This is a genomic window from Fenollaria sporofastidiosus (genome assembly GCF_943169635.2).
GTDB lineage: Bacteria > Bacillota > Clostridia > Tissierellales > Peptoniphilaceae > Fenollaria > Fenollaria sporofastidiosus.
This window is the reverse complement of sequence record NZ_OW968186.1, coordinates 772,779-785,417: the sequence shown is the minus strand read 5'-3', so window position 1 is coordinate 785,417 and position 12,639 is coordinate 772,779. Positions and strand designations below refer to the sequence as shown.

Sequence of the window (12,639 nt, the reverse complement as noted above, 5' to 3'; positions counted from 1 at the left end):
CTTTTCCCTTAATTATAGCATAAAGGCACAAAAAAATCAAAGACCATTTATATATAGTCTTTGATTAATTCTTTATTGCTTATAAAATTTTATCAAGCTCTTTCTCGACCTCTTCACTAGTATATGTCCTGCCATTATCAAAATCGTCAAGCGCCTTCATTATCTCATTGTCAAATTCTTCTTCACTTAAGTCTTCATATATTAATGGCTTTTTCATACTGCTATCATTATTTATATGCTTTTCCTTCATATCATGCTCCTATTATTAATTTTAATACTATTTTATATCTTACTTATAGTCTTGTCAATATATTTACTTATAAAATTTTGCTTGTGCTTCATACATCTCTCTATAGTATTGAGACTTTGTCAATAGCTCATCATGCGTACCAATGCTATACACTCTGCCATCTTTAAAGACTACTATCTTATCTACACTTTTGCATATACCAAGTCTATGCGTAACGATGATGGACGTCCTTCCCTTTGATATGTCGAGGAACTTCTTTAAGATCTCACTCTCTTGCATTGGGTCAAGAGCCGATGTTGCCTCGTCAAGTATTATAAGCTTAGCATCCTTATACATAGACCTTGCTATATCAAGCCTTTGTCTTTCGCCGCCAGATAGCTCTACTCCGTCAAAGTCCTTGCCGAGCCTTGTATCAAGTGAGTGCTCTTTATATAATTTGTCTAAGCCTACGTAATCAAGCAGCGACTTTAGCTTTGCCTCGTCATATGTTTCATTTGACGCGATATGCTCAGCTATACTAAGATTAATCTCAGTTCTTTCTTGAGGAACTATAGTGTAATCATCAAAGCTAAGTCCTCTTCCCTTTATATTTACTCCAGCAAAAGATATTTCTCCACTGGCATCATAGACCCCAGTCAAAGCCTTTGTAAATGTTGTCTTGCCTGAACCGTTATAGCCAACTATTGCCACGCTCTCGCCCTCGTCTATACTTAAGCTTATATCATGAAGACCGTTATCAGTCTTTGGATAAGTAAATGAAGCATCTTTTACACTAATTTTGCCAAAATTTACATCATAAGCTTTTTTCTCTTCACTGCTGTCCATAAAAGTAAAGTAATCGCTTGCGAAGGAAATGTTTCTCGGTAAATTGCCGACAGTGACTATCATATCCTTACTTGAGTTTTGCATATTTTGATAAGCCATAAGTGCAGCACCCATCATACCGATGAGTATCTTGCCATCGAAGGCAAGTTTTATAGTTATTATTATGGCGATGGAGAAGGCTATGACGCCTAATATGTCGCAGAAAAGTAGTGACTTAGCATCTTTTAGTCTCTCATCAAAATATTTTTTACTTGTATCTTTAAAAACGCTAGTATATTTACTCAAGAAAAACTCAGAGCTGTTATATGACTTTATCTCCCTATTAGTCTTAGTATCTGTAAATATGCTATAGAAATAATTTAGTTTTCTCTCGTCAAAGGCTTCTATGCTCTTTAAATCATAAAAGGCTTTGCCGCGTATAAGTCTTGTGATTAGGTACGGCACTACTGTTAAGGCTGCTAGTGCAACTAAGTATGGGCTATAAGTCCAAAGTGTTACAAGTATCAAGATAACTTCAAGTCCTTGGCCTAGTGCCATAGCAAGTAGCCTTACTGAATTACTTAACCTTTCGTCGTCAACAGCACTCGCCGCTCTTTCTTCTATAGTTAAAAAATCTCTATCCTCAAAGTTTATTAAGTCTATCTTTGATAATTTTGCTGCCATCTCTCTATTTAAGTAGCTGTCAGTTTTTTCAAACAAATAGCCATTCATCGCTATCGCATATAGGTACTCAAGAAGTCTTTCAAGTGCTATGATGATTAAAAGCATGACTCCATACCTAATAAAAACGTTTATATCAGAAAAGTTTTTGATGTATTCATAGCCGCTTTGTATGATATGCATCGAAGCATATAGCTTTGCTGCAACAAAGAAACCTGAAATTATATGGTAGATGAAGACATATATGATCGCGATTGGTGTTACGCTAAAAACTTTTTTAATTACCTTAGTCATTTTTTGCCTCCTTATACCAAGCCGCTTGCTCAGTGAACATCTTTGCATATTTGCCGCCCTTTTTCATAAGCGTTTCATGCGTGCCTCGTTCAATAAGCCTTCCCTTATCAATTACTAAAACCTCATCAGCAAGCTTAGATAAGACAAGTCTGTGAGTGATAATTATAGCGCCGCGCATCTTAAGCACTTTGATTATGCCCTCATACATTTTTGCTTCCATCATAGGATCCATGGATGCAGTTGGCTCATCAAAGATTAGAAAATCAGAAGACTTTGAGATGGCTCTAGCTATGGCAAGTCTTTGGCTTTCTCCACCAGATAGGTATACGCCGTCGTCTTCAAGCTTACCTAAATTAGTATTGGCATCATATTTATCAAGCTCCATTAAATGTAAATCACTTGAAATATCTTTATCATCGCCAAGCAAAACATTATCCTTTATACTAAGCTCATAGTTTTGGAAGTCTTGATAAACTATCGCAAGCTCATCTGCCAAGTCTTTTTTCGATAAATAGTATGGCTCAGTGCCATTGATCTTAACAGTACCGCTCGTTGGCTTGTAAAGACCAGCTATTAACTTAATTATAGTTGACTTGCCAGCGCCATTCTCGCCAACTATGGCAGTAACTTTGTTCTTATCAATCTCTAAAGATAAATCATCTAAAACAATATTTTCGCTTTGTGGATATTTAAAAGATAATTTATCAAAAACAATTTTGTCGCCACTCTCGATTTGTGATTTGACTTCTTTTTCATCATAATCCAAGATATAAAGAAGTGTTTCTGCGATGTAGCCAGAATTAGCTACACTAGACGCTTCATAAACAAAGTCCTCAGCCATATCCAAAGTAGTCGACGCAGATGTGATGACAGCTGTAAGCGAACCGACAGTAATTGCTCTTTGAATAAGTTTTAGTAGGACGAAGAGTATTGCAAGTCCCATCCATATTATATTTATAAAAGAGCTAAGCAAAAGATATTTTTGACTTGCAATAGTTGTTTTAAGCCTCTCATCAAAAACAGCTTCGGAATATTTTTTAAATTTCTTAAGAAACAAGTTCTTCATTTGAAAAACTTTTATCTCATAGATGGCGTTCTTATCCTTAAGTATCCTTAAAATATTTTCCATCTCACGCTCATTGTGCGAAGTGTTTTCAAACATCTTATTCATATTATTGACTGCCTTGAAGCTGAAGAAAACATCAAGCGCAGCACTTATCATATAAGCAAGGCCAAGATAAATAGAGATTGTAAAGAACACAAAGGCAATACCCACTACCTTCACCACAATAGCTGCTATGGCTATGGATGAATTGAATAATTCGATCACTGCCATGTGCGGACGATCTTTTACTTTATTTAGCTTGTCTTGAAAACCTGACTTTTCAATCTCTTCCAAAGATATTTTATCAAGCTTATTCATGACAGCCGTGTTTAAATTAAGTTCAAGTTTTTGCTCAAGCTTTATGTCTAAAATGTTTCGAATGAACTTCGATACTTCTCCCCAAGCAAATAAAATTATTAATAAAATAATTGGAAATAAATTACGTTCTCCATGTACATAATTAAGAATCGAGTCGACAGCCATAGCCGTAGCGTAAATTATCGCTGGACTAACAAGAGCTGTGATTAAAGATTCAATTAAAATGAATATGTATGTGGAGCCTGCATGCTTACGTACTAGTTTATACGTGTTAAGAATCGCTTTCATAGCAACACCTCCTTAGTAAAATTTATGAATAATTAAAATGCCCCACCACACAAACGAAGTAGAAAAAGGTTGCGGGGAGGGTCAGATATCATAAATTCTTCACTGTATCAATCGTATCACTTTGCAAGCTAATTGTCAAGTCACTTTGTTAAATGGTTAAATTATTTTACAATGAAAATGGATGTCTTAATAAAAGACATCCATAAATATAAATTTTAAATTAATTAAATGGTTTTATCGCAAGTATCTTGCCTCTTTTAATGTACTCGTCAAGGCCTTCGTGTCCCCACTTGTTTAAGTACTCCTCTGTCAATTCCTCTTCGACAATTGTGTATGGCATAAAGCCAACCTTCTCTAGTATACTCTTCAGAGCCTCTGAAGTGATGGAGCCGCCGACTCATGTCGCGTGGAAGATGGGGTCTGCCAAGATATCATCAGGAAGCTTCTTTATCTGAATGATGTCACTTATAGAAACACGTCCACCCGGTTTAAGCACGCGGAATATTTCTTTATAAACCTTTTCCTTATCTTCTAATAGATTGATAACGCAGTTTGATATAACGACGTCGAAGGTATTGTCAGGCAGATTGATGTTGTCAATGTCTGAGACTAGAAAGTCCGCATTGTCAAAGCCTCTCTTGTCACGGATGAAATTCGCACGCTCAATCATCTCGGGAAGCCTGTCAATGCCTACAGCCTTACCTGTGCCGTGCAACTCACGAGCCGCCTTGAAGACGTCGACACCTTTGCCGCAGCCAAGGTCAAGTAGCCACTCGCCATCCTTTAGCTTAGCATTTTGAATGGGATTGCCGCAGCCAAGACCCAAGTCGCCTCCAAGCTCTATGTCCTCGTCAGTGTAACCTAAGGAGTAGGCAACCGCCCTTTGCTTCTCTTCGTCCGAAACCTTGTTGTCCTCGGCTATCTTTTTATAAAATTCATCAACATATTTTTTTGTATCTATTTTTTTCATATCATCACCATAGCATATATACCCAGAACATATTTAAAATATTCTATATGTTATATTGTTTCTTAATTTTTATAAACAATTTTTATGAAAGCTTCTTTTTGATAAAAAAGTAGATGCACGTTGTGTACATCTACTTAGTATTTTGATATTATAATTGTTTATGCTGCTGGATCTATACTTATTTGGTTTGCATTTTGTGTTTTATCAAGGTATCCTTTTGCTCTGCCTTCATAATCTTCATTTTGAACGGTGATATCTTTTAAGTTATTTCTTGTATGTGGAATGTCATCTTTACCTGGGTTATTAAAAAATCTATCTCCTCTCAAAAAGTATTCATAATTTTCAAGACCTGATTTTGGTCCTTGTTGTTCTCCTGAAGCGTTTGCTGGATCATCAAATGTAAGATCAATGTTGTAATATTTTTTTCCAATTTCAACTATATTCCATGCATGTTTTTCGCCTGCATATCCTGTTGCGTAGTGGCACTTTATATTAAGCTTATCCATAAACTTTTGGAATAGACCTGCATATGCTTGGCAAACACCAACATTCTTTTCGTTATCATCATCGCATAAAGCGTATGGTGAATGAACTGAAACGCCATTAACTGTATTAAACTTTTCGTTTCCTTCTTGTACTAACCCAATAGTTATCTTGTCAGTCGAGCTTGTTAGCTTGAAGTATGCTGCATTTGTAATAATATAATCATGAACAGCCTTTACCTTTTCGTAATCTGTTTCAGCTTCACTAATTCTTCTTTCACTAATAACTTTAGATACATAATTATCAACTTTTGCTTCTTGCTCTTTTGTGTGAGTATATGAAAGGTTTACATCTATATAATGATGATTTTTAATTTGATCTTCAGGATTTTTACTTCCATAGCTAAATCCAGATAAAATAGCATCAAGGTATGTTCCTTCCTTTACTGCATTAAAATCATTAAACCCCGCCATAACTTCACCTTCAAAGTCCTTAACATCAATTTCTGTTAAATCAATATCAAGCGTAAAGTTGTTTTTTAGTTCTCTTGTTGCTTCCTTTAGCTGATTAAATACTTGATTTTTGATTTTTGATTCCAAAGGACAATACAAAACTTGGATCTGTATATCACAATCTGGCATTTTGAAAGTTATAATACTGCCCTCTTCATTTTTGGAAAGTAATTCTATTCTTTTGCCAATCTCTTTAACAGCTACACTAATTTTTATAAGTTTATATCCACCAGGAACATCGGCCTTAACTTTTATAGTCTCTCCAGCCTTTGCTTTTTCAATATCTTGATCATCTAAACTTACAGTAAATGTCCCAACGTTTGAACTTATTTTTTCAATACCAAAAACTTTTTCTACTTCTTTATCTTTAAATGTCGCTCTGATTGTAACAGCATTTGCTGGCATTGTTATTGTTATTTCTTTGCTTGTTTTTTGACTTTCTTCAAGTGTTATGCCTGTTACTTCCCAGCCTGCAAATTCTTGTCCCTCTTCTGCCTCGTCTGCTTTGATTTTTACTTCTGCTCCTGCTTCTGCTTCTGTAGGGTCTGCTGTTGCCTTTGTTGCTGTTACTTTATACTTTGTTGGTGTAGGTGGTACTACTGTTTTATCTTTAAATGTCGCTTTGATTGTAACAGCATTTGCTGGCATTGTTATTGTTATTTCTTTGCTTGTTTTTTGACTTTCTTCAAGTGTTATACCTGTTACTTCCCAGCCTGCAAATTCTTGTCCCTCTTCTGCCTCGTCTGCTTTGATTTTTACTTCTGCTCCTGCTTCTGCTTCTGTAGGGTCTGCTGTTGCCTTTGTTGCTGTTACTTTATACTTTGTTGGTGTAGGTGGTACTACTGTTTTATCTTTAAATGTCGCTTTGATTGTAACAGCATTTGCTGGCATTGTTATTGTTATTTCTTTGCTTGTTTTTTGACTTTCTTCAAGTGTTATACCTGTTACTTCCCAGCCTGCAAATTCTTGTCCCTCTTCTGCCTCGTCTGCTTTGATTTTTACTTCTGCTCCTGCTTCTGCTTCTGTAGGGTCTGCTGTTGCCTTTGTTGCTGTTACTTTATACTTTGTTGGTGTAGGTGGTACTACTGTTTTATCTTTAAATGTCGCTTTGATTGTAACAGCATTTGCTGGCATTGTTATTGTTATTTCTTTGCTTGTTTTTTGACTTTCTTCAAGTGTTATGCCTGTTACTTCCCAGCCTGCAAATTCTTGTCCCTCTTCTGCCTCGTCTGCTTTGATTTTTACTTCTGCTCCTGCTTCTGCTTCTGTAGGGTCTGCTGTTGCCTTTGTTGCTGTTACTTTATACTTTGTTGGTGTAGGTGGTACTACTGTTTTATCTTTAAATGTCGCTTTGATTGTAACAGCATTTGCTGGCATTGTTATTGTTATTTCTTTGCTTGTTTTTTGACTTTCTTCAAGTGTTATACCTGTTACTTCCCAGCCTGCAAATTCTTGTCCCTCTTCTGCCTCGTCTGCTTTGATTTTTACTTCTGCTCCTACTTCTGCTTCTGTAGGGTCTGCTGTTGCCTTTGTTGCTGTTACTTTATACTTTGTTGGTGTTGGTGGCGTAGGTGGCTCTGGTGTTGGTGGCGTAGGTATATTTTCCCACACTGGGCTTATATATAGGTCTATGTCTACATAAACATACGCCTCTGCCATGTACTCAGCGCCATTGACATTCCAAGCTTTGAATTTTTTACCACTTGGCGCAATTGATGGTGCTAGAGGTAATTTATAGAAAGTATTTGCTATCACTCTATCTTTAAATTCATATCCGCTTCCTAAGTTAAAGTAAACGTTGTACTCTATTCTATAGTATCTATCTAAGCGTTCTTCTCTTTCTCTACGCTCTTGTCTTTCTCTGCGTTCTTTTCTTTCTCTTGCTTTCCTAGCTTCTGCTTGTCTAGCTTCTTCTTCTCTAGCTTCTTCTTCCTTCTTTGCTGCATCTTCTTCAAGAAGTCTGCGAGCTTCTTCAGCTATCTTCTTATTAACAAAAGTGTAGACTTGAACTTCGTTATATACCATGTTGAAGGCTGTCTCTCTTGTGGCAAAGGTCTTAAGGTTATTTGTGTTTGCAATGCCATTTAAAATTCCGCTTGTCTTAGCATAGTCAATGTAGGCTTGTGCCCAGTAACCTGTCTTTACCTTTGGCTCTGCAAAGTCTGGGTTTAGTCTTGCTAGTATCGCTATACACTCATCTAGTTTTATATGTGCATTCGGACGGAATGATCCATCTTGGTAACCTGCAAGGTATCCCCTTTGTGTTGCGTAGCTAATTATGTTTTTCGCCCAATGATTGTTTACATCCTTAAATGCAGACGCAGCTGCATATAGATTAGCTTGATTAAGCTCACCTGTTACGGCTAAAACCATCTTAGTGAACTCTGCTCTAGTGATGTTTTTGCCTAGTGAAAGCTCACCATCTCCCCTTCCTTGAACGATATTGTTTTGTACTAACCAGTCAACTTTGTAATTGTTCGTGCTTTGCGCTGCTGCAAGTGGCATAGCTGTAATAAGCATCATCATGACTAGTAGTAGTGAAAGTAGTCTCTTTTTCATTACAATCCTCCTAAACTTATATACAAAATTTTTTATTCTGATAAAGTAATTTTATCATATATTTAAACAATAATCAATCGTTTCTCTTCATATATATGAAATTTTTTTAATATTTAAAATGGAGGGGGGGAGCATCTTATGCACATCTTATTGTAAATGCTCCCCCCATAGTTTTTATTAATTTCATTCATCTATAAATTATTCTTATGCAGTCTTTTATGTTCTTCGCTGTTTAAAAAGTCGTTGTGGCTCTTGCCTTCCTCGTTAAGCAAGTGCTTGTGTGTATGCTCATGAGTAAAGATATGTGTATGTGTATAGCCGCCGTGTGTATGAACTATTGTGTGTGTATGCAGATGTGTATGCTTCATTATGATTGTATCCATAACTACAAAGATGGTTCCTAAGACCATAAATACTAGGCCTATGAAGTACGAAGCGCTCAAGGCCTCTGAATTAACTAGAAAGCTCAAAAAACTTGCAATGAATGGAGCGATGGCATAGTATGCACTTGTCTTTGCTGCTCCTAAGTCTCTTTGGCTTCTTACGTATAGGAAGATGCTTAAGCCATAAGCCACATAACCTAGTAAAAGTGTGCAGAGAATGTATCTAAATTCAGGAAGCTTCTCCCCGATGACGAATGAGATGATTAATGATGACAATCCTGAGAATATCCCTTTGATCGTAACTATCTCATAACTTGATTTATTTGAAATTTTCCTTGTGCAATTGTTTTCAAGTCCCCACGAAAGCGTTGCAAGTATTACAAATAGCGAACCATATGAGAAGCTAAATGCTCCTTTGCCCTCGAATGAAAGTATTATACTTGAAACTGTTATGAAGGCTATCGCTATCCAAAGATTTTTCGAAACTGCTTCTTTAAAAAATACTAAAGCGATGATGCTTGTTGCGACTATCTCGAAGTTTCCTAAAAGTGATGCGTTTGCTGATGAGCCTATGGATATACCAATCATCAAAAGTATTGGTGCAATGACATCTAAGACCACCATCAGTATCGTATATGGCAGGTCTTCTCTACTTAAGCGCATTGAGCTGTCTTCTTTTTTGTATTGAAATAAGTACATAAAGCCAACGCCTATGCCTGCTCCTAAATAAAGGAAGGCTGCCATGAATGTCGGTGAGATGTTCTTTAATAAAACTTTTGACAATGGTGTATTTAACGCATAAAAAACTGCCGCTAATATCGCGCAAATTATTGCGCTAAGCTTATTATTTTTCTTCATCTTGAAGCTCCTTTCTAAGATCTTCATCATCAGCACTAAAAGTAATTAAAGTAAGTAGCACTGTTCCAAGAGATAGCGCCAAGCAAAGCGCAGCGTAAATAGGTTTTGCGCCTAATATACCCAAGTGTGCAAGCCCCGCTAAACAGTAAAGATATAGTGCAAGCCAAAAGATTGTCAGTGCAGGGTCGTTTAGTTTTATCCTAATAAACTTTCTCTTTATAATTATTTCTCTAATAAGCCTTATAAATATATACAGCCACAAAATAACGAAGGCAATGCAGGAAAACCATTCGTCCGTTATATCGTTAAGTTTAAGTGATATAAAGCTTAAGATACCAACTGTTGCAACTGACATAAGGCCGATGATTATGGCGACAATTATATTTTTTATGATGGATTTTTCATTGCGACGCCAATAGACTTCTGAATAATATATTATCGACGGTGTTTCGAACATGTAGCCTAGGAAGTTTACCCATATTACGGACATGAAGCTGTGGTGGTCAATGACTAAATTTATATCTCTTCCATCCCAAACCCAAAAGCCGCCTGATAGTCTTATGGCTGCAACGTCTAGAAGCAGGTCCATGGACACAACGAAGAAGCCTGATAGAAGCGCTGTCATTAGTGGGCTTAGCTTAAATTTCTTTGCAAGTCTATACGCACAGACTGCTACTGCGCCCCACATAAGTCCACCAAAGAATGGAAATTGATACGGCTCCACTCCTATCATTATGTAGTAGAGGTTCGAGTAGTGGTAGATGTCTGTTAGCCGCACTGCTAATAGCTCCAGTGAGAAGCCTGCAATCGCTGCTGATATAAACATGTATACTTCGTTCCAGTTTTTCTTCTTTATGACGTCAAGCAAAAATATACTGACGATTATGTAACAAATTATTTCAAATGCATTGATCCAGTTCATAATAAACTCCTTTATCTGCTTTATAAATATATTATAGCATAAATTTGCAAATAAAAATGGGGAGCATTTGCACCAAATTTTAATGCATTTGCTCCCCAATGAGTTTTATGTTTTATTTATTAAAATAGTTTATCTGCTCCGAACTAATTTTGCAGAGCAAGCGAGATGATTGGGCGACGTGGACTGACGAAGCAAGCGATCTATAAAATAAATCTTTTTCCCCGAGTTAATTTCGCAGAGCAAGCGAGATGATTGGGCGACGTGGACTGACGAAGCAAGCGATCTATAAAATAAATCTTTTTCCCCGAGTAAATTTTGCGAATAAAAGAAGAACCTGACCCATTTACAAAGCTTCGCTTTGAATGGGTACCCCAGAACCTTGGTGCTTCGCACTTGTGATGAATGGGACGAAGTAGACTGACGAAGTAAGCAATCTATAAAATAATCTAATACCCCGAGTAAATTTCGCAGAGCAAGCGAGATGATTGGGCGACGTGGACTAACGAAGCAAGCGGAACGTACTAAACGTACGTGAGCATTGCTAAGGAAGGAACGAGCTCAAGGGCTCGCTTGAATGCGAAATTTTATTCTTCTTCAAAATCGCCTTTTTCTTGGATTAACTCCCTCGCTGCAATACCCGGTTTAGTTAATTGGAATGGATTGAAGATCTCGTCTATCTCTTTTTGATCTAAGATATTGTCTCTTAGTATGATTGATGTTACGCTCTCGCCTGTCTTAAGTGCTTCTTTGGCGATAGCTGCTGACTTCTTGTAGCCGATGTGTGGAACAAGCGCTGTAACCATACCTACTGAGTTATCAAGTAGTGCTTTGCATCTTTCTTTATCTGCGACTATGCCTTCTATGCAGTTTACTCTAAGTGTTTCGCAAGCGTTACCTAGTGTTTCGATTGATTCGAAAAGCTTGTAGAACATAACTGGTTCAAATGCGTTAAGCTCTAGTTGACCTGCTTCAGCTGCCATAGTGATGCACATATCGTTACCTATGATTGAGAAGGCAACTTGGCTAGCAACTTCTGGTATAACTGGGTTTACCTTACCTGGCATGATGGATGAGCCGTTTTGTCTAGCTGGAAGTATAATTTCTCCTAAGCCTGTTTTTGGACCTGAGCTCATAAGTCTTAAGTCGTTACTCATCTTTGAAAGTGTGATTGCGCATGTCTTGATAGTTGCTGATAGGTGTGCTACTCCGTCAAGGTTTTGTGTGCCGTCTATCATATCGTCGGCTTGCTTTAGTGAAAGTCCTGTCACTCTTGCAAGTGTCTCAGTAATATTAACATAGTAATTAACATCAACGTTGATGCCTGTACCGATGGCTGTTGAGCCCATGTTTATAACTTTGATAACGTCTCTAGCTTTTTTGATTCTTCTAACGTCGCGGCGTAGTGCGCTTTGGTATGCGTGAAACTCTTGACCTAATCTTATAGGTACTGCGTCTTGTAATTGTGTTCTACCCATCTTGATAACGTCGTCGAACTCGATTGACTTCTTTTCAAGTGCGTTTATAAGGTCCATCAACTGGTCGATAGTCTTGTTAACAAGTTTAACGGCAGCTATCTTACCTGCTGTTGGATAAACGTCGTTTGTTGATTGGCACATGTTGACGTCGTCGTTAGGATGTACATGGTCATATGTACCAAGTCCGCCACCCATAATTTCGTTTGCAAGGTTGGCAATAACTTCGTTAGCGTTCATGTTAGCTGTTGTACCTGCACCGCCTTGTATTGCGTCGCAGATGAACTGATCGTGATACTTACCTTCGATGATTAAGTCGCAAGCCTTGGCGATGGCTTCTTCCTTTTCCTTTGACATAAGGCGTGATTGTTGGTTTGTAATAGCGCAAGCCTTCTTAATTTCTGCTAAAGCCTTTATCATCTCTGGATGAATATGTCTACCTGTGATATGAAAGTTTTCCTTTCCTCTTAAACTTTGTACGCCATAATAAGCGTCTACTGGTACTTCCTTCTCACCAATAGAGTCTGATTCTATTCTTGTTTTGATGTCTTCCATGACTTACCTCCCGTTTTTTAATTACACCTTAATTCTAACACATAATTGAAAAGCTTGCAAGCACTTAGCTTTAGGACGATGCAGCAAAGTTTTTAATCCATTAAAGTATTTGCAAGCTAAGACGAAGGATAATTCATTGTGACTCAAATCACAGTCCTTAATGAGATAAATATGAAAGAAATATA

8 protein-coding genes are annotated in these 12,639 nt (G+C 37.3%); all 8 read right to left on the bottom strand.

Annotation, left to right across the window (positions count from 1 at the left end; genetic code table 11):
• Positions 1-79: 79 nt before the first annotated feature.
• The 8 genes from KO172_RS03680 to KO172_RS03645 all read right to left on the bottom strand — a co-directional run bounded on the left by KO172_RS03680 (position 80) and on the right by KO172_RS03645 (position 12,454).
• Entirely contained in the window at positions 80-250 is a 171-nt protein-coding gene (locus KO172_RS03680) for a hypothetical protein (protein ID WP_215492193.1), read from the bottom strand.
• Between the two features lie 63 nt (positions 251-313).
• Positions 314-2,029, bottom strand: coding sequence for an ABC transporter ATP-binding protein (locus tag KO172_RS03675; RefSeq protein WP_215492192.1), 1,716 nt, complete (start codon positions 2,027-2,029; stop codon positions 314-316).
• Positions 2,022-3,740 (bottom strand): ABC transporter ATP-binding protein, encoded by a 1,719-nt coding sequence (locus KO172_RS03670; RefSeq protein WP_215492191.1) that lies wholly within the window; start codon positions 3,738-3,740, stop codon positions 2,022-2,024. Before KO172_RS03670 ends, KO172_RS03675 begins: the two co-directional genes overlap by 8 nt.
• 397 nt (positions 3,741-4,137) lie before the next feature.
• Positions 4,138-4,710: a methyltransferase domain-containing protein gene (locus KO172_RS03665; protein ID WP_215492190.1), complete on the bottom strand. Its 573-nt coding sequence runs from the start codon at positions 4,708-4,710 to the stop codon at positions 4,138-4,140.
• Positions 4,711-4,868: 158 nt separating this feature from the next.
• On the bottom strand, positions 4,869-8,264 hold the full coding sequence (locus KO172_RS03660; RefSeq protein WP_215492189.1) for an InlB B-repeat-containing protein: 3,396 nt from the start codon (positions 8,262-8,264) through the stop codon (positions 4,869-4,871).
• A gap of 191 nt (positions 8,265-8,455) precedes the next feature.
• Positions 8,456-9,505, bottom strand: coding sequence for a DMT family transporter (locus tag KO172_RS03655; protein ID WP_215492188.1), 1,050 nt, complete (start codon positions 9,503-9,505; stop codon positions 8,456-8,458).
• Positions 9,492-10,427, bottom strand: a complete 936-nt coding sequence (locus tag KO172_RS03650; protein ID WP_215492187.1) for a carotenoid biosynthesis protein — start codon at positions 10,425-10,427, stop codon at positions 9,492-9,494. The genes KO172_RS03655 and KO172_RS03650 overlap by 14 nt, the downstream gene beginning before the upstream one ends.
• A gap of 584 nt (positions 10,428-11,011) precedes the next feature.
• Complete coding sequence (locus KO172_RS03645) at positions 11,012-12,454, bottom strand: aspartate ammonia-lyase (protein ID WP_215492186.1); 1,443 nt, start codon at positions 12,452-12,454, stop codon at positions 11,012-11,014.
• Positions 12,455-12,639 lie beyond the last annotated feature (185 nt).

Coding starts and splice junctions, on each gene's coding strand:
- KO172_RS03675 (WP_215492192.1), bottom strand. CDS start 2,029: ATGACTAAGGTAATTAAAAAAGTTTTTAGCGTAACACCAATCGCGATC.
- KO172_RS03650 (WP_215492187.1), bottom strand. CDS start 10,427: ATGAACTGGATCAATGCATTTGAAATAATTTGTTACATAATCGTCAGT.
- KO172_RS03655 (WP_215492188.1), bottom strand. CDS start 9,505: ATGAAGAAAAATAATAAGCTTAGCGCAATAATTTGCGCGATATTAGCG.
- KO172_RS03670 (WP_215492191.1), bottom strand. CDS start 3,740: ATGAAAGCGATTCTTAACACGTATAAACTAGTACGTAAGCATGCAGGC.
- KO172_RS03660 (WP_215492189.1), bottom strand. CDS start 8,264: ATGAAAAAGAGACTACTTTCACTACTACTAGTCATGATGATGCTTATT.
- KO172_RS03665 (WP_215492190.1), bottom strand. CDS start 4,710: ATGAAAAAAATAGATACAAAAAAATATGTTGATGAATTTTATAAAAAG.
- KO172_RS03680 (WP_215492193.1), bottom strand. CDS start 250: ATGAAGGAAAAGCATATAAATAATGATAGCAGTATGAAAAAGCCATTA.
- KO172_RS03645 (WP_215492186.1), bottom strand. CDS start 12,454: ATGGAAGACATCAAAACAAGAATAGAATCAGACTCTATTGGTGAGAAG.